Genomic DNA, 18,653 nt, shown 5'->3' with positions numbered 1-18,653 from the left:
TAAGGAATATCGATCATGGCTGCTAAAGAAGTTCTGTTTGGCGATTCCGCCCGCAAGAAAATGCTCAAAGGCGTCAACGTCCTGGCTGACGCGGTAAAAGCGACCCTGGGCCCGAAAGGCCGTAACGTGATCATCGAGAAGAGCTTCGGCGCTCCGACCATCACCAAGGACGGCGTTTCCGTCGCCAAAGAAATCGAACTCGAAGACCGTTTCGAAAACATGGGCGCGCAGCTGGTCAAAGACGTTGCCTCCCGTGCCAACGATGACGCTGGTGACGGTACTACCACCGCTACCGTTCTGGCTCAGTCGATCGTCAACGAAGGCCTGAAAGCCGTCGCTGCCGGCATGAATCCGATGGATCTGAAGCGCGGTATCGACAAAGCGACCATCGCTATCGTCAAAGAGCTGAAGAACCTGTCCAAGCCTTGCGCTGACACCAAGGCAATCGCTCAGGTAGGCACCATCTCGGCCAACTCCGACAACTCCATCGGCGACATCATTGCCGAAGCCATGGAAAAAGTCGGTAAAGAAGGCGTGATCACCGTTGAAGAAGGCACTGGCCTGGAAAACGAACTGTCGGTTGTAGAAGGCATGCAGTTCGACCGTGGCTACCTGTCCCCGTACTTCGTCAACAAGCCGGAAACCATGGTTGCCGAGCTGGACAATCCGCTGGTTCTGCTGGTCGACAAAAAGATCTCGAACATCCGCGAAATGCTGCCAGTGCTGGAAGCCGTTGCCAAAGCTGGCCGTCCACTGCTGATCGTTTCCGAAGACGTTGAAGGCGAAGCCCTGGCGACTCTGGTCGTGAACAACATGCGTGGCATCGTTAAAGTCGCAGCCGTCAAGGCTCCAGGCTTCGGCGACCGCCGCAAGGCCATGCTGCAGGACATCGCCGTTCTGACTGGCGGTACCGTTATCTCCGAAGAGATCGGCCTGAGCCTGGAAGCAGCCACCCTGGAAAACCTGGGTAGCGCCAAGCGCGTGACCATCTCCAAGGAAAACACCATCATTGTTGACGGTGCTGGCGTAGCAGGCGACATCGAGTCCCGCATTGCTCAGATCCGTGCTCAGGTTGCCGAAACTTCCTCGGACTACGACCGTGAAAAACTGCAAGAGCGTCTGGCCAAACTGTCCGGCGGTGTTGCAGTGATCAAGGTTGGCGCTGGTTCCGAAGTAGAAATGAAAGAGAAAAAAGCCCGCGTTGAAGACGCCTTGCACGCTACCCGTGCAGCCGTTGAAGAAGGCGTGGTACCTGGCGGTGGCGTTGCGCTGATCCGCGCTCTGCAAACCCTGAACGATCTGAAAGGCGACAACGCTGATCAGGACGTAGGTATTGCTGTTCTGCGCCGTGCCGTTGAAGCACCGCTGCGTCAGATCGCTGCCAACAGCGGTGACGAGCCAAGCGTTGTGGTCAACGAAGTCAAGAACGGCAAAGGTAACTTCGGTTACAACGCTGCGACTGGCGAGTACGGCGACATGATCGAAATGGGCATCCTGGACCCAACCAAGGTAACCCGTTCCGCTCTGCAAGCTGCATCGTCGATCGGCGGTCTGATCCTGACCACCGAAGCCGCTGTTGCTGATGCACCGAAGAAAGACGGCGGTGCTGGCGGCGGTATGCCAGACATGGGCGGTATGGGCGGCATGGGCGGCATGATGTAAGCCAGCCTCACCCCTGTACTAAAAACCCCGCCTGCGAAAGCAGGCGGGGTTTTTTATTGTCTTCGATTTTTTTGGGGGGGCTGGAGATCGCGTCGCCCCCATCGCGGGCAAGCCACGCAACCACAGGAACTACATCGTCCATGTAGAAGCAAGCTTGCTCGCGATGGCGTCAGTTCATACGCTGACCGGATCCGCCTTGGCCACTCGCTCAGCGTTCACCACCGGTCGATAAAGAATGTAGTAGTACGACCCCAGACAAATCAGCCAGCAGAAAATCGCCGTCCAAACGTTGTGCGAAAAAAAGTGCGCCCCCTGCATCATCCGGCCGATGGAAAACACGCTGCCCAGGGCAAAGGCGAACACAAATGCTGAGCGAGCCAAACGCGGGCGGCGGTCACGCAAGACGAAATACAGGGCAAACAATGTGAACCCGGTCGCCGCATGTCCACCCGGCCAGCAGCGCCCGGGTTTGTCGGTAGCAGGGCGCGGGCTCAGCAATTCGCTGTAGGTCTCGTGACCGCCGAATTGCTCAAGGCTCCATGGACATTGCACCGCCGTCACCGCTTTCATCGGTGTAACAAAAGAGGTCGCCAGTGCCAGAGACAGCACAAGACAACCCAGTTCCCGTTTGAATGGCTTGAGCCTTGCGATGAAAAACGAGCCGATGAAACCGAGGATGGCAAACACCGAGAAGGCGATGACCACTTGTTTAGCGCGGTCGTGCAGGATGTCTTCCAGGAAGTAACTGTGGCGCCCGATGAATTGTCCGGCGACCGGGTCGTAGAACAGCTTGGCCAGGTCCATGTCCAGGTTGGTCAATTCAAGCAATACCAAAATGATCGCCGCAATGACGGGGACCCCAAGGCACACCCAGAAATTGAGCGGGCGAGAGGCGGGGCGTGCAAGGGTCGAAACCATGCGAGTTCCTTGGTCAGTGAAATGTTCTGAAATGCGCAGTCGCGCGGAGTTTGTGCCCGATTCTGTCGCCAGCGTGTGAATCGATAGTGAAAAACTTGTTAAGGCCGTAATCGGTCAGTTTCTATATTTTTGAGCTTCACTCAGTCCTAGCCGTGAGCCGAACTTGGCCTTAAGCTGCGCGGGCCAAGACGGCCGTTACTGTGTACGGAGAGATGCCCATGCGAATTTTATTGGTTGAAGACAATCGCGATATCCTCGCCAACCTGGCCGATTACCTGGGGCTCAAAGGCTATACCGTAGATTGCGCACAGGACGGATTGTCGGGCCTGCATTTGGCGGCCACCGAGCACTACGATTTGATCGTGCTCGATATCATGTTGCCCGGTATCGACGGTTACACCCTGTGCAAACGCCTGCGTGAAGATGCCCGTCGTGACACGCCGGTGATCATGCTGACCGCACGCGATCAACTGGACGACCGTCTGCAAGGATTCAAGTCCGGTGCCGACGATTATCTGATCAAACCGTTCGCCCTGTCAGAGTTGGCGGCCCGGGTCGAAGCGGTCATGCGCCGTACCCAGGGTGGCGGACGTCGCACCTTGCAGGTTGGCGATTTGAGCTACGACCTCGATACGCTTGAGGTGACCCGCGAAGGCCGCCTGCTGAAGCTCAACCCGGTGGGCCTGAAGTTGCTGGCCGTGCTGATGCAGAAAAGCCCCCACGTGTTGCGCCGGGAAATTCTCGAAGAAGCGCTGTGGGGCGACGACTGCCCGGACAGCGACAGCTTGCGCAGCCATGTCCACCAACTGCGCCAGGTGATCGACAAGCCATTCGCCAAGCCGCTGCTTCAAACGGTGCACGGCGTGGGCTACCGCTTGGCCGAGGGGCGTGATGGAGTTTAAACAGAGCCTTTCCCAGCGGATCATCATCGCCTTTGCGCTGATGAGCGCGCTGGTGGCGGGTGCTTTCGCCATGGGCATCATCGCGACGGTGCATCTGGTGGAAGAAAAACTTATCTCGGCCGGTCTGGGAGGCGATTTGCAGCGGTTGCTGCTGATGGACAGTGTCTCGGACTGGAGCCATCGGCCCGAGCCGGATCAGCTGTTCTATTTCAGCGGTGGTCCGGGCGACTTTGAATTGCCCAAGGATTTGCGTCATCTGGATCCGGGTTTTCACGAAGTCTTCCGCGACCAACTGTCGTATCACGCGATGGTCGAAATCGTCGACGGTCGGCACTACGTCCTGTTGCAGGACCAAAGCGACTTTGAAGAGCGTGAACGGGTGTTGTTTGCGGTGGTGCTGGTGGGATTCGTGCTGAGCCTGGCACTGGCCGTGTTTCTTGGCTGGGTCCTGGCACGCAAAGTGATGGCACCGGTAGTACGCCTGGCCCGCCAAGTGCGCCATCGCGATCAGCTGTTAGGTCTGGCACCCCCGCTGGCACCGGATTACGCCGCAGACGAAGTCGGCGAATTGGCCGTGGCATTTGACGCGACTCTTGGGCGTTTGCGCCAGGCGTTGAGCCGCGAGCGCCTTTTCACCAGTGACGTCAGCCATGAACTGCGCACCCCATTGATGGTTCTGGCCAGTTCCTGCGAACTGTTGCTCGAAAATCCCGGTCTTGATCTACGTGGCCGTGCTCAGGTTGAGCGGATCGCCCGGGCTTGCGAAGAAATGCGCGAGCTGGTGCAAACCTTTCTGATGCTGGCGCGTGCGCAACGTGAAGACGTCAATATGTCGCCTCAGCAGACCCTTGGCGCAGTGGCTGATGGTCTGCTCGGTCTTTGGCGCGAGCCGATCGAAGCCAAGGGATTGAAGCTGATTTTCGAGTCCGGGCACCCGCCGATTACTTGTTACAACGCCACGCTGCTGCATGCCGTGATGGGCAACCTGCTGCGTAACGCATTGCATTACACCGAGAGCGGGTTCATCCGCTTGACCCTGACATCCACTGGCTTTCTGGTAGAAGACAGCGGTGTTGGCATTCCTGAGGAAAAACGCGAAGCAATGTTCGAGCCTTTTGTGCGCGGAAACGAGAAACGCGGGGAAGGATTGGGGCTTGGTCTGTCGCTGGTGCAGCGGATCTGTGAAAACCAGGGCTGGAATGTCAGCCTGACAACCATGGAACCTCATGGCTGTCGTTTTCAAGTGGAACTGATTCAACTTGAGGCCTAATCTCAATAAGTGAAGGTCATATCGATTGGAACTATTTCTGAAAAACCTTGTAATAATTTGAGGTTTTTTTAACGAAATTTTCACAATTGCATGACCTGATGCTGACACGGCGCTACCTAATGTGGCTGTCATCAGAAGTTCAGGAGACTGTGATAATGGATGGCCCGATCAAACTAGATTTTTCCGAAAAGTATGACGATCAGCACGCGCAACGCTATTTGCGCAAGCATCAGGATGGTCTCGGTCGTCGCTTGTCTCACTGGCGTGACGTGCAAATGGCACGCAAGGCGCTGGCCCTGGTGGGAGAACCGGGCCTGGTTCTCGATTTGCCCTGCGGAGCAGGGCGTTTCTGGCCAATGCTGGCCGAAAAGCCAAACCGTGTGATCATCGGCGCCGACAACTCGGAGTCCATGCTGAAGATCGCCACGCAGTCGCAACCTGCCGATGTGGTGAAACGGGTACAACCCTTGCACACCTCTGCATTCGACATCGCCTTGCCTGATAACGCAGTCGACAGCATTTTCTGTATGCGATTGCTCCACCACATAGGTGAAGCCGAGCATCGACTGGCGATTTTGCGGGAATTCGAGCGTGTATCCCGCGATAGCGTGATCCTTTCGTTGTGGGTTGATGGCAATTTCAAAGCGTGGAAACGTAAACGCGCGGAGAAATCCCGTAATCAGGAAGGTTACCAAAACCGATTTGTGTTACCGGCCGCTACTGTAGAAAAGGAATTTGAGCAGGCGGGTTTCCGCATCCAGGAACAACTGGACTTTATTCCGCTCTATGCCATGTGGCGGGTTTACGTATTACGCAAGAGGTAACAGGATGGCAGTGCAGTGTGCAGCAGAAACGGAAGTCCCTTCTCAGGACCGCTTTGATTACTTCTGGAATCAACGCGGTGAGTGGGTGGAGGAACCCAACGTCCGTCGCGGTGGGGAGAGTGGCGTTCAGCGAGTAACCGGCAGTGATGGTCAGTTGCTCTATATCAAGCGCCAGACCGGACACATCCATCGTAGTTGGCTGCATCCGTTTGGTCGTCCTACGGTGTTGCGTGAGCGTGATGCGCTCACCGGGGTGACCGCGCTTGGAGTTCGCGTTCCACACATGGTTTTCTGCGGTGCACAGCGCGATCCCGTTCATAAATGGAGGGCGCTGCTGGTAACCAAGTCCCTGGACGGCTTCGAGGAAATCGAACACTGGTACGCCGGCGGTGGTCGCGAGCGTCACGGTGAAGCAGTCCATGACCGAGTGCTGAAGGATCTGGCCGAAAACCTGGCCCGCATGCACAAGGGGCGTTGGCAACACAGCTGTATCTACATCAAGCACGTTTTTGTTCGTGTGACGGGTGAGGGCGATTCGGCGAATGTCGAGATCGCACTTATCGACCTGGAGAAGTGTCGACAGCGCTTGACCGCCTATCGCGCCGCTGCTCACGACATGAAGCAGCTGCGTCGCCACTCGTCGTTCGATCCGGCGGACTGGAAGAAACTCGTCTACTTTTATGAGACGGCGTTTGGCAGCGCTATCAAAGGTTTGTAGCAATGAAACTCGAAATTGCACGAGGTTTGTTTCTAGTAGGAGCCTTGGCAGTTGCGTCGATCGCGGTGGCAGCGTGGGAGCAGCCTCGCACCCAGGTTCTCAGCTCGATCAACGCAGAAGAGCATTGTCCGTTGCCACGGGTAGCCAAGGCATCCGTGGCCACTCAGCCCGACCATGATTTGTTGCTGTTCATGTTCGGACTTTCTCAAGGAATGAGGCCGCAAAGTTGACTCGATCGAAGCAAGAATAAAAAGGCCTCGCTAATGCGAGGCCTTTTTTTGTCACTGATTGCCCTCCTGCACCTTCCCTCTATAGAAGTTGGCTCGGATGGTGTACCAGCCCCATTGCTGTCACTGACACGCCAACGCGAGCAAGTTTTAAGGCTGGACCACAGCCTTGTCGGGTTTTGCCAACAACGTGTACACGCACGGCAACACAAACAGGGTGAACAACGTGCCGATCGACATGCCCGTGGCGATCACTGTGCCAATGTCGAACCGACTGACCGCACCCGCACCCGTGGCGATGATCAACGGCACCATGCCGAACACCATCGCCGCGGTGGTCATCAATACCGGACGCAGACGAATGGCGGCGGCTTCCTCCACCGCTTCCCGTGCAGTCAACCCCTTGTCCTTGCGCAGTTGGTTTGCAAACTCGACGATCAGGATCCCGTGCTTGCTGATCAGGCCTATCAACGTCACCAGTCCGACCTGGGTATAGATGTTCATGCTCGACCAGCCCAGGAAAAGCGGAATCAACGCGCCGCAAATTGACAGAGGTACGGTGACCAGGATGACCAATGGGTCGCGGAAGCTTTCGAACTGCGCGGCCAGCACCAGGAAGATGATCGCCAGTGCCAGGCCAAACGTGACCCACAAGGCGCTACCTTCCTGAACGTATTGCCTCGATGCGCCGGCATAATCGAAGGCAAAGCCTGCGGGTGCTTCTTCGCTGGCGATCTGGTGCACGGTGTCAATGGCTTCCCCCATGCTCACCAGTGGCACGCCAGACAGGATGGCAGAGTTGAGTTGCTGAAACTGATTCAACTGCCTTGGACGTGCGCGGTCGGTCACGGTAATCAGGGTAGACAAGGACAGTAGCTCGCCAGTGGTGTTTTTGACGTAGTAGTTGTTCAACCATTGCGGGTTATCGCGGAAAGGGCGTTCGACCTGGGCGATGACTTTGTAGCTGCGACCTTCAATGGTGAAACGGTTGATTTCGGCTTCACCGAGTAACGTCGCGAGCGTCCCTCCCAGGTCCTGCATCGATACCCCCATTTGCGCAGCCTTGGCGCGGTCTATGTCTACCACCACTTCAGGCTTGTCGAACGCCAGGTCGACGTCGACGAACGCAAACTTGCCGGATTCCATCGCGCGTTTCTTCACCCGGTCGACCACCTGTAGCAGCAATTCGTAATCGTTGGCGGAGTTGATGACGAACTGGAAGGGCAACCCTTCGCCGGTGCCCGGCAGGGAGGGCAGGTTGAACCCGAAAATCTGCAGGCCCGGAATGCTCTCGAGTTTGGCCTGGACCTCCGGAAGGATCGCCATTTGCGTGCGACTGCGATCATTCCACGGCTTGAGCAGGAAGCCGCCAATCCCGGACTGCACACCGTTGAAGCCATTGATCTGGAACGACGAGTAATACTCGGGAAACGATTTGAAGATGTTGATGAATTCGTCGGTGTAAGTGTTCAGGTAGTCGAGGTTGGTCGGTTGGGGGGCATTGGCCAGCATGAAAATGATGCCCTGATCCTCATCCGGCGCGAGTTCCGACTTGGTGAACTTGAGCAATACCGGAATCAGGCACAGCACGATGACGGCAAACACCAGCACCACCGGCCGAGTGTTGAGGGTGCCGTGCAACATGCTCTGATAGCGGCGCTTGAGACCTTCAAAAATCCGGTCCAGGCGATGGGCCAGCCCGCTGGGGTTTTCATCGTGGCGCAGCAGCAGGGCGCACATCATCGGCGACAGGGTCAGCGCGACAATGCCGGAGATCACCACCGCTCCCGCCAGGGTCAGGGCGAACTCCTTGAACAGTGCCCCGGTGAGACCGGTCAGAAAGCCAATGGGCGCATATACCGCCGCCAGGGTGATGGTCATCGAGACCACCGGCATGGCGATTTCCCGGGCACCCTCGATGGCTGCATCCAGCGGTGTCTTGCCTTCCTCAATATGACGGTGGATGTTTTCCACCACCACGATGGCGTCGTCCACCACCAGACCAATGGCCAACACCATTGCCAGCAGGGTCAGCAGGTTGATCGAGTAGCCCATCATCTGCATGAAGAACATCACACCGATCATCGACAGCGGGATGGTCACGACCGGGATCACCACCGAGCGCAGAGCTCCGAGGAACAGGAACACCACCACGATCACAATCAGTACCGCTTCAAACAGGGTTTTCACCACTTCGTCGATCGAAGCCTGAATGAACAGGGTGGCGTCGTAGGCGATTTCTCCCTTGAGGTTGGGTGGTAATTGCGCCTCAAGGTCCGGCATGATCTTGCGCACTTCCTTGATCACTTCCAGCGGGTTGGCGCCGGGCGTGGCCTTGATCCCGATGTACACCGAGGGGGTGCCACCAAAGGAGCTGATGGTGTCGTAGTTTTCTGCACCCATTTCCACCCGTGCCACATCGCGCAGCAGTACACGACTGTCGCCATCGACCTTGAGCGCAATCGCGCCGAAGGCTTCAGCGGACTTGAGCTCGGTATTGGCGTTGATGCTGGTGACCACATACTGGCCTTTCACTTCGCCGGCGGCGGAAAGGAAGTTGTATTGGCGCACGGCGTTGGTCACGTCGCTGGCACTCAGGCCGAATCCCGCCAGTTTCACCGGGTCCAGCCACAATCGCATGGCAAACACCTGATTGCCGAGAATCTCGGCTTCGGCCATGCCGGGCAGGGTCGCCAGTTTCGGTTGGATGACCCGCGACAGGTAGTCGGTAATCTGCGGGTTGCTCAGTTCCTTGCTGAAGAAGCTGATGTACATCAGCGCCGAGGCATCAGCCGCTTCTTTGCTCAGAACCGGGTCTTCGGCGTCCTGGGGCAGCTGGTTTTTGACCTCGTTGGCCTTGGCCAGCAGTTCAGTGAACAGGCGGTCGCTGTTGGCGCCAATGCGCGCATAGATCGAGATCACCGAGAAGTTTTGCCGACTGACCGAGGTCATGTAGTCGATGCCTTCGGCGCTTGCCAGGCTCTGTTGCATCGGTTGAGTGATGTAGCCCTGGATGGTTTCGGCGTTCGCCCCGGGGTAGGCAGTGGTCACCGTGATCAGGGCGTTTTCCATCTGTGGGTACTGTCGCAACGGCAGCTTGCTCCAGGCTTGAAAGCCCAGCAGCACAATCAGCAGGCTGACCACGGTTGCGAGAACCGGACGGCGGATGAACGGGTCGGTAAAAGCCATGGGGATTCCTTGATCAGTCCGCGCGGGGCGGGCTGTTCTTCTCGCCTAGAGTCTTGTCGTCGCTGATGGCAATGTGCGCGCCGTTGTCCAGTTTGATCTGGCCGGCCGTGACCACTTTTTCGCCGTTCTGCACGCCTTTGGTGATCATCACCTGGCCGTCACGGCGTTCGCCGGTTTCGACAAATCGCCGTTCGGCGATCAGCACGGGCTGGCCCTTGTCGTCTTTTTCCAGACTGCCGTCTTCGGCCTTTTTCTGAGCGGCGACATACACCGAGTTGCCATAAAGCGTATAGGCGATGGCGCTTTCCGGGACGACGATGCGGGGCTGCGGGTCGGGCAGCAGCACCTGCAAGCTGGCAAACATTCCCGGCAATAATTTGCCATCCGGGTTGGCCAGGGTCGCACGGACTTGCACGTTGCGGGTGCTGTTCTCGACTTTCGGGTTGATCGCGCTGATGGTGCCGGGGAACACCTGCGTCGGATAGGACGCGACGATGATCTGCACCGCTTGCCCCACGGCAATCTTTGGTACTGACTGTTCAGGTACGAAAAAGTCGACGTACAGGCTGCTGAGGTCTTGCAGCGTGGCAATCATGGTGCCGCTGGCCACGTAGTCGCCGACGTCCACCTGGCGAATGCCGATCGTGCCGCTGAAAGGCGCGAGAATGCTTTTTTTGCCGAGAGCGGCCCTGAGTTGATTGACCGTGGCCTTGCTCTTTTTGTAGACCGCCGAGAGTCGGTCGAACTCACCTTTGGAAATGGCCTGACTACCCACCAGCTGACTGCCGCGGTTGTAGTCAACCTGGGCCAGTCCAAGGTCGGCCAGGGCGGTTTCAAGCAAGGCGCTTTCCACTTTGCTGTCGAGCTGGACGATGGGTTGGCCGGACTTGACCTTTTGCCCTGACTCGAATTGCACATCAATCACGGTGCCGTCGGTTTCCAGGCTCAGGTCGACACCTTGCAGCGCCTTCAGGGTTCCAACCGTGGGCAGCCGGGCTTGCCACGGTCGTTCGGTAGCCGTGGCGACGGCGACACTGATTGGTGGTTTCGGCGCGGAGAAGCCTTGGATCATCGTGTAAATGGAGAAGGCTTTATAGGCGGCCAGGACCAGCACGATCAGCAGAACAACACCCAACATGATCAGCATGCGGCGACGCAGCATATTTCCAGTTCCTTGGAGAAAATCAGGTGAGACAGTGGGGCACATTACCGCGACTGGGAGGGGGAAACCAACTGCCAGTTTTTACAGGGTATGAGATTTTAGAGAGATACAATTGCGAAAAGATCGCAGCCTTCGCCAGCTCCTACAAAATGCACATCATTCCAATGTAGGAGCTGCCGAAGGCTGCGATCTTTTGGCGTTTCATGCCATCAGGTGAAGATGGTTGTCCCAGAGCCCTGCCGGCAGTTCCAGCGGTTTCGCAACGAGGTTTTCCTGACGACAATCGTAGTAGCGGCAACGCCCTTGGCCCGAGGAAACGACAAAGCCGTCGGCCACCGCGCCAACCCCGGCGCAATCGGGAAGCGGCGCATCCAGGCGCACTTCTGCGCTGTCCAGATCCCAGATGAAAAAGCGGTTGCTCCGTGGTGCGGTCAATGCCACCAGGCGCAAGTCACTGTGCACAGCGACGCTGGCGGTGTAGTGCCCCATGGCCTGCAACTGGTGTTCGGGCACTGGGAACGCCACGAACGGTTGACCGGGACGCTTGATCGCCAACAATTCCGACGATTCGTGCGCCGCGCCCATGAATTGTTGTCCGGCGACGATGGTGCCGTCGCTGGCAATACCCAGGTGGCGCACGCTGTTCATCTGCTGGGCGAGGGTTTCCTTGCTCAGCAGAGTGCCGTCCCGTTGCATCAGGACCAGGCTGGGCTCCATGGCGTTGAGGTTCATCTCGACCCGGCTTTCGGCCTCGGTGCGAATCCCGCCGTTGGCCACGACCAGGGTTTCGCCGTCGGGCATCCACGACACCTGATGCGGGCCGATGCCATGGGTGGAAATCTCGCCGCTGTGCACCAACCGTTCGCCTTCGAATTTGTACACACCGAGCAGGCCGCGACCCGGATCGGAGGTGTCGTTTTCGGTGGCATAGAGCCAGTCGCCGCTTTGGTGAATCACCGCATGACCGTAGAAGTGCCGGTTCGGTTGCGAGGTCACGGTTTGCAGCAGCGTGCCATCGCGCAGGTCGACCAGGTAACTCTCGGTGCCCGGGCGACGGGCGACAAAGAGCGCGATCGGCAGCGCCGGGTGGTTAATGATGTCGTGGCAACGCTGGCCGACCTGGGTGGCAAACACCTGAGTGCCATCCAGCCGATAACCCACGGCGTAATGCTTGCCGTCGGTATCGTCCCGCGCTGAAAGCAGCAGCGGGCTTTGGTCCTTTTGCCTGAACAGCTTCCAGCCGCCCAGCGTCACTGCGCCCAGCAGCAAACTACCTAATGTCAGAGCCTGGCGTCGCAGCATGGAAGTCGCCCTCATCAGTCACCGTCGTTGGCGTTGAAGCCCAGTTGGATGCCCAGCGCCTTGGCCAGTTCGCCCTCGTGCAGGCGGTGGACGACGTTGAGGCTGTCGTAGAGTTCATTGAGCTGTTGGCGACCGGCCTCGTCATTGAGCATGTCGGTCAGCGAGCGCTTGTTGCCGGCGAACTGTTTCAGCGCGGCGTCGTAGGCGGCGTCGATCTTGTCGGCCAACGGCTTCTGCTCGCTCGGCAGCAAGTTGCGCAGACCCTTGTTGTCCACACCTTCCCAGACTGTTTTGGCCGCCGCAAGGCTGGCTTCGAGACCTGCCAGGGACGATTGGCTGCGCCAGGCATCAGCCTGGAACGGCTGTGGAACGCCTTTGGTCTGGCGACCCATCGGGGTGCCCAGTTTTTTCTTCAGGGTGTCGAGTGCGGTGACTTGCACGCGCAGCAGATCGGCGATGGCTTCGTGAGAATCGGCGTAGCGCTGGTTCGGAAATTTGCTCATTTGCGCGAGCATGCCGTCGGTGTTGTTCCAGCTTTTCAGAATTTCTTCGGCCAATTGCTTCTGACGCTCGCCAATGGCGATCAACAGTGGGCAGTACCTGGCTTTCTGTTCGGCGTTGGCCACATCAGGCTTGCTGTCGAACAGGATGTATTCATAGGCCGAGAGGCCCTGTACCACGACGCTGGATTTTGCCAGCGTCGCCGCATCGATCTGCGGTTGCGCGGTGACCAGTTGTTCGACCTGACGGCCGACGAGGTTTTTCTTGTCTGGCCAGAACTGCACTTGCCATGCGCGGTTGCCTTCGGCCAGCGGCCCGATCAGCAGCGGTTGCAGCTCGGCCCAGGCTTTTTGCGCGTGCAGGAAATCGGCGCGGGCAGTGTCCAGGGTTTCCTTGCCTTCACAATAGGCGAGGGCGCTGACGGCCAGTTGGCGGTCAGCCTCGACCCAGCGGGTGTAGGTCGGCAGGATCACCGATTTGGCGATGGCTGCCGAAGTGACCGCTTGCGGGTCCTGGGGCGAGCAGGCACCCAGAGCGAGTGCGGCAAGACTGGTGAAAAGCAGTTTGGGACGGAACATGTCGGGCTCCCGCTGAATAAGTGCGTGTTAAAGGGAATTCAAAAACGCCAGCAACGCCGCGCGTTGCCCGGCATCGAAAGACAAAACCTGTTGCTGCGCCGCTGCCGCTTCACCGCCATGCCAGAGCACGGCTTCGAGCAGGTTACGGGCGCGGCCGTCGTGCAGGAACTGAGTGTGGCCGCTAACCGCCTGCGTCAGGCCGATGCCCCACAACGGCGGCGTGCGCCAGTCGCGGCCGCTGGCCTGGAATTCGGTTCGGTTGTCGGCCAGGCCGTCGCCCATGTCGTGCAGCAGCAGATCGCTGTAGGGGCGAATCACTTGATTGGCCAGTTCAGGTTCGGCGGCGTTGGCGGCGGTGGTGTATTTCGGTGTATGACAGGTCTGGCAACCGGCCTGATAAAACAGGGTCTTGCCGGCCAGGACTTCGGGTGCATTGACGTCGCGACGGGCCGGTACGGCGAGATTACGACTGTAGAACAGCACCAGGCGCAGGATGTTGTCACTGACTTCCGGCTCGCCATCGGGACCGTTGCCATTGGGTGCCTGCGTGCAGGCGATTTGCGCGTCGGTGCAGTCATCAAAGGGTCTCAGGCTGGTCGTGAGGCCCATATCACCAGAAAACGCGTGAACATTTTGTTGATTGAGATTGGGTTGCCCGGCTTTCCAGCCGAATCGTCCGAGAACGGTTTTCTTCTGTTCGTCGTCCCAGACCCGGTTCGGACGTCCGGCGATGCCGTTTTTGGCCTTTGCCTGAGCTTCGGCGTTGGCCAGGATCGCTTCTTCGGGGATCGCTTCGAGCAGGCCCAGGCCGATCATCGGGGGGGCGACCCGCGCCGAGAAGCGGGTGTCGGGGTGCATCGGTCCATAATTCAACCGGGTGATGTTCAAGTTCGGCTTGCGCAATTCGATCTCGGTGCCGTCCTTGAAGCGAATTGGCACGGGGGTGTAGTCAACCCGCACTTTGCCTTCCGGGGCCACCCCAGGTACGGCCATGTCCTGAAACTGGCCGCCGTAAACGGGTTCGGGGACGACCCCAAGTTGTTCGATGACATTGGCGTAGGCTGGCGCATCGGGGATCGACAGGCGCACCAGCATCGACACAGCGTTCTGTGCGCCGGCCTCGGGTGGATGACCGCGGCCATCCTTGATGTGGCAACCCTGGCAGGCGTTGGTGTTGAACAGCGGGCCGAGGCCATCGCGAGCAGTGGTGGTCGACGGGGCGATCACCCAGGGGTTGCGGAAGAAACTGTTGCCGACGCTGAAATCCACACGCCGTGACGGCGGCAGATTGGCAGAAGGCAGGGAAAATGAGTTCTGGTCTGTCTTGCGCACGGTCGCACTGCCCCCGGAGCGGGCTTCACCGGGTTCGGCCTGGGTGAATTTCGGGGCGTCATCGCAGGCACTCAGGCCCAGGGCCAGAAACAGTGCGGACAAGCGAAGAAGCAGCGAGGGCATCAGACATCCTGCAAGACGAGCAAAACAAGGGCGCAAAGTCTAACAGGGCAGGGGAATTTGAATAAGAGGAATTATCGTTTGCTTGGATTAGTAGGCGGTGGCGCAGGTTGCGATCTGTTGATCTTGCCTTTGAAAAGATCGCAGCCTCGTTTCTCTCGGCAGCTCCTACAGGATTAGCGGTGTTCCGGACAATAAAAAGGCGACCCGAAGGTCGCCTTTTTATCCAGCCAGCGTTGATCAGAATTCGTGATCAGCGTTGTCCGGGTTCAGGTCGCTGATGCCCAGCTTGCCCGCAGCGGCTTCGATCGAACCGGTCTGCTTGACCAGGGAAGCGATAGCGTCGCGAACGATCTGGTTGCCAGCGGTGTTGCCGGCGGCGATCAGTTGGTCGTAGTGCTCACCCTTGTTGGCATGGTCGACGATCACTTGCATCTTCGCTTCGGTCGCCGCGAGGTCGGCTTTGAGCGCGGTGTCGGCAGCCGGATCGGCCTTGGCCACCAGGGAGGAAAGGCTGGCGCCGGTCATTTTGGTACCGTCGACGCGGGTGTACTCACCCAAGTACACGTTACGAATGCCTTTGGCATCGTAGAACTGCGAGTTGTGGGTGTTATCGCTGAAGCAGTCGTGTTCGTCTTCAGGGGAGTTGGCCTCCAGGGAAACCTTCATGCGCTCGCCCGCCAGTTCGCCCAGGGACAGGCTGCCCATGCCGAACAGCATCTTGCGCAGGCCGGTTTCAACAGGTTCGGCTTCCAGGGTGGCGCGGTAGTTGTCAGCCACGTTCGGCTTCCAGTTGCCGACCATTTCTTCCAGATCGCTGACCAGCAACTGAGTAACCGACTTCAGGTAAGCGCGACGACGATCGTTATGACCGCCGGTGGCGCCTTTGCCTTCAAGGTAGTCGGAAGCCGGACGGTTGCCAGCGCCTGGGCCGGTGCCGTTCAGGTCCTGGCCCCAAAGCAGGAATTCGATGGCGTGGTAGCCAGTGGCAACGTTGGCCTCGGAACCGCCCAGCTCGTTCAGGCTGGCGAGTTTTTCCGGGGTGATGTCCTTCACGTCAACCTTGTCTTCGCCGACCTGGATTTGCGTGTTGGCGATGATATTGGCGGTAGCGCCAGGGTTACCCAAGGCATGTTCATAGGACTTGTCGACATAGTCGATCAGGCCTTCGTCCAGCGGCCAGGCGTTCAGCTGACCTTCCCAGTCGTCGATGATGGTGTTGCCGAAGCGGAACACTTCACTTTGCAGGTAAGGAACGCGCGCCGCGATCCAGGCAGCCTTGGCGGCTTTCAGGGTGTCGGCGTTCGGCTTGGCGAGGAAGGCGTCGATGGCGGTTTGCAGGGTCTTCGCAGTGGATTCGGCATCGCTGTAGACGGCGAAGACGATGTCGGCGTAATGCGCGACAACGGCCTTGCCGGCGGCTTCGTCGACTTTACCGGCCGCGGCAGGTGCAGCGGCTGGAGCAGCCGGGGCAGCAGCAGTGCTGGCAGCCGGCGCAGGAGTGGCGGCTTTTTCTTTGTCTTTGCCTTCACCGCAACCGGCGAGGGAAATAGCGATGGCCAACAGACTGGCGGTAGCCAGAGGCATACGAATCATGGCGAACATCCTGCTTCGATAAGGGGTGGTAGGGCGCTGACAGCGCGCAAAACTGCGACATAATGCAAATCTTTCGCATTATGTGTAAAGGGTTGTAGGTGGAAATATTTCTTATTCATGGGGGTGCACGCTCACTCTGTAAGAGCAAGCTTGCTCGCGATGAACGTGGGGACAGCGCGTTTTTTCAGGCCAAACGCGTCATCATTCACGACCATCGCGAGCAAGCTCGCTCCTACAGGGGGTCACAAGATAGCGGCGTTGGTGCGCTGGGCCTGCTTCAAGTAAGCGCTCAATTCCCGAGACTGCAGGGGTTTACTGTAAAAGTAGCCCTGACCTTCGTGACAGCCCTCAGAGATGATGTAGGCCTCTTGCTCGGCGGTTTCCACGCCTTCTGCAATTACCTGCATGCCCAGGCTCTTGCCCAACTGGATGATGGCGCGAACGATGGTCGCATCGTCGTCGTCATCGAGCAGGTCCTGCACGAAGCTCTTGTCGATCTTGATCTTGTCCAGCGGCAGGCTTTTCAGATAGCTCAATGACGAATAGCCGGTGCCGAAGTCGTCGATGGCAATCAGTGCGCCGGAGCGGCGCAGGCTGAGCAAATGCTGGGCCGCGGTGCTGATGTCTTCCATCAGGCCGGTTTCGGTGACTTCGAGTTCGAGGCTGCGCGGTGGCAGGCGGTACATCTGCATCAGGTTGTTGACCACCCGTGGCAATTCGGCGTGATGCAACTGCACGGTCGACAGATTCACGGCCATGCGCAGGTCGCTGAAGCCCTGGTCATGCCATTCGCGCAATTGCCTGCACGCCTGATCCAGCACCCATTCGCCGATGGCAATGATGGTGCCGTTCTGCTCCGCCAGCGGGATGAACTGGTCCGGCGGGACCAGCCCGTGGTCGGGATGCTGCCAGCGAATCAATGCCTCGACACCGACCACGCGGTGATCGCGATAACTGATCTGCGGTTGGTAGACGAGATAAAACTGGTTGCGGGTCAGTGCATCACGCAGGTCTTTTTCCAGCTCGCGCCGGCGACGCATCTCAGTGTCGACACTGGCGATATAGAACTGATAACGGTTGCGCGAGCGAGTCTTGGCCAGGGTCATGGTCTGCTCGGCTTTTTGCAACAGCTTCTCGGTGCTGTCGCCGTCCTCCGGGAACAGTGTGATGCCGATGGTGGCGCGCAGGCGGATCTCCTGGTGATCGAGGGCGAACGCCGCTTCGAGGTCATCAAGGATGCTTTGCGCCAGTTCGGCGGCTTCATAAGGCTGTTCGATATCGGCCTGCACCAGCGCGAACTGATCGCCCCCGAGACGAGCGAGGGCGCCGAGACGCCCGCTGTGGCCTCGCAGCCGATCGGCGAGGGCCAGCAACAACTGGTCACCGGTCTGGTAGCTGAATTGCTCGTTGATGCCCTTGAAGTCATCGAGCCCGACACACAGCACTGCGACCCGTCGCTGCAGCTTGCCGGCGTCGATGAGGATCTTGTCCAGTTGCGTTTGCAATTGCTGGCGGTTGGGCAGGCCGGTGAGGAAGTCGTACTGGGCCATGCGCAGCAGGCTGTTTTCCGCTTCGTGGCGCAGATGGGTGTTGCGTTCGATGGATTCGAGCAATTGGTTGGCGGTGTTGATCCAGATGCCCAGTTCGTTTTTCTCGTGTCCCTTGAGCAGAGGAATCTTGTGTTCGCTGGGGCGGTCCGGGTTGATTTCCGTCAGGTGCTCGATGATTCGCGACAGCGGTTTGGTCAACAGCCAGTGGTAGACCAGATACAGTACCAGTCCCATTGCCAGGGCTCGCAACACACCGGAGATAAAGATGATCACTGAACTGACAATGAACCCTTGGCCATAGGTGGCGGTATCGAGTGTGATGCTCAGGTCGCCGTAATATTCGCTGTAGGGGCCGCGTCCCACCAATTGGGTGGTGAACGTGCGTTCCTTGCCGAGGATCAGGTCGGTCAGCCAGCGACTGTTGGATTGCTGCAACTCGCGAGACTTCTGCGCAAGCATGGCTTCGTTGGGATGGCCGATGGAGGCCTGGCGCACTGCATCGTCCTGAAACAAACCTTCGATCACCTGCATGCCCATTTCCCGATCCAGGCTGTAGACAGCCTGGGTCGAGGGATCGCGAAACATGTCGAGGATGCGCCCGGCATCGTCGGCGACGGCCTGACGGGTTTTATAGGCGTCGAAAACAATCTGCGCGCAGCTCAAGACCACACCGACGATCAATGCCGACAGGAGCACGACCCGGAGCAACTTCACCGACAAGCTGTTCTTGAGTTCCAGCTTCAAAGGGTTATTCCTTGTTCCGTGCAGATAGCATCAAGTTGCCATGAGTATTGGCAATCCC

General features: G+C 58.5%; 14 protein-coding genes. 6 read left to right on the top strand and 8 right to left on the bottom strand.

Features of this window, described 5'->3' with window-relative positions; genetic code table 11:
• The first annotated feature begins 15 nt into the window (after positions 1-15).
• The gene (gene groL, locus QMK58_RS24270; RefSeq protein ID WP_008053540.1) at positions 16-1,662 is read left to right on the top strand and encodes a chaperonin GroEL; all 1,647 of its coding nucleotides are present in this window, start codon (positions 16-18) and stop codon (positions 1,660-1,662) included.
• A 174-nt stretch (positions 1,663-1,836) separates the two neighbouring features.
• On the opposite strand, the gene QMK58_RS24265 is transcribed toward groL, so the two are convergent.
• Positions 1,837-2,580: a phosphatase PAP2 family protein gene (locus QMK58_RS24265; protein WP_053155175.1), complete on the bottom strand. Its 744-nt coding sequence runs from the start codon at positions 2,578-2,580 to the stop codon at positions 1,837-1,839.
• A gap of 218 nt (positions 2,581-2,798) precedes the next feature.
• Between QMK58_RS24265 and colR the strand changes: the two genes are divergently transcribed.
• From colR to QMK58_RS24240, 5 genes are all read left to right on the top strand, one after another.
• On the top strand, positions 2,799-3,482 hold the full coding sequence (gene colR, locus QMK58_RS24260; RefSeq protein WP_053155177.1) for a two-component system response regulator ColR: 684 nt from the start codon (positions 2,799-2,801) through the stop codon (positions 3,480-3,482).
• Entirely contained in the window at positions 3,472-4,752 is a 1,281-nt protein-coding gene (locus tag QMK58_RS24255; RefSeq protein ID WP_053155179.1) for a sensor histidine kinase, read from the top strand. Before colR ends, QMK58_RS24255 begins: the two co-directional genes overlap by 11 nt.
• Before the next feature lie 155 nt (positions 4,753-4,907).
• Entirely contained in the window at positions 4,908-5,576 is a 669-nt protein-coding gene (locus QMK58_RS24250; protein ID WP_320395548.1) for a class I SAM-dependent methyltransferase, read from the top strand.
• 4 nt (positions 5,577-5,580) lie between these two features.
• Positions 5,581-6,294 (top strand): lipopolysaccharide kinase InaA family protein, encoded by a 714-nt coding sequence (locus QMK58_RS24245; protein ID WP_053155183.1) that lies wholly within the window; start codon positions 5,581-5,583, stop codon positions 6,292-6,294.
• Between the two features lie 2 nt (positions 6,295-6,296).
• Positions 6,297-6,524: a hypothetical protein gene (locus QMK58_RS24240; protein ID WP_053155185.1), complete on the top strand. Its 228-nt coding sequence runs from the start codon at positions 6,297-6,299 to the stop codon at positions 6,522-6,524.
• A 147-nt stretch (positions 6,525-6,671) separates the two neighbouring features.
• Here QMK58_RS24240 and QMK58_RS24235 read toward each other — a convergent pair whose 3' ends face one another.
• From QMK58_RS24235 to QMK58_RS24205, 7 genes are all read right to left on the bottom strand, one after another.
• The gene (locus QMK58_RS24235) at positions 6,672-9,710 is read right to left on the bottom strand and encodes a multidrug efflux RND transporter permease subunit (RefSeq protein ID WP_053155187.1); all 3,039 of its coding nucleotides are present in this window, start codon (positions 9,708-9,710) and stop codon (positions 6,672-6,674) included.
• A gap of 13 nt (positions 9,711-9,723) precedes the next feature.
• A complete protein-coding gene (locus QMK58_RS24230) occupies positions 9,724-10,872 on the bottom strand; it encodes an efflux RND transporter periplasmic adaptor subunit (protein ID WP_053155190.1) in 1,149 nt (382 codons plus the stop codon).
• A gap of 201 nt (positions 10,873-11,073) precedes the next feature.
• Positions 11,074-12,174, bottom strand: coding sequence for a DUF1513 domain-containing protein (locus QMK58_RS24225; RefSeq protein WP_053155192.1), 1,101 nt, complete (start codon positions 12,172-12,174; stop codon positions 11,074-11,076).
• 14 nt (positions 12,175-12,188) lie between these two features.
• Positions 12,189-13,253, bottom strand: coding sequence for an imelysin family protein (locus QMK58_RS24220; RefSeq protein WP_053155194.1), 1,065 nt, complete (start codon positions 13,251-13,253; stop codon positions 12,189-12,191).
• A 27-nt stretch (positions 13,254-13,280) separates the two neighbouring features.
• Entirely contained in the window at positions 13,281-14,708 is a 1,428-nt protein-coding gene (locus QMK58_RS24215; protein WP_053155196.1) for a di-heme oxidoredictase family protein, read from the bottom strand.
• Between the two features lie 237 nt (positions 14,709-14,945).
• On the bottom strand, positions 14,946-16,301 hold the full coding sequence (locus QMK58_RS24210; protein ID WP_053156044.1) for an imelysin family protein: 1,356 nt from the start codon (positions 16,299-16,301) through the stop codon (positions 14,946-14,948).
• A gap of 242 nt (positions 16,302-16,543) precedes the next feature.
• Positions 16,544-18,595: a putative bifunctional diguanylate cyclase/phosphodiesterase gene (locus tag QMK58_RS24205; RefSeq protein WP_053155199.1), complete on the bottom strand. Its 2,052-nt coding sequence runs from the start codon at positions 18,593-18,595 to the stop codon at positions 16,544-16,546.
• Positions 18,596-18,653 lie beyond the last annotated feature (58 nt).

It is taken from the genome of Pseudomonas sp. P8_241 (genome assembly GCF_034008315.1).
Lineage (GTDB): Bacteria > Pseudomonadota > Gammaproteobacteria > Pseudomonadales > Pseudomonadaceae > Aquipseudomonas.
The sequence above is the reverse complement of the archived record's forward strand: the minus strand, read 5'-3'. Positions and strand labels throughout refer to the sequence as shown.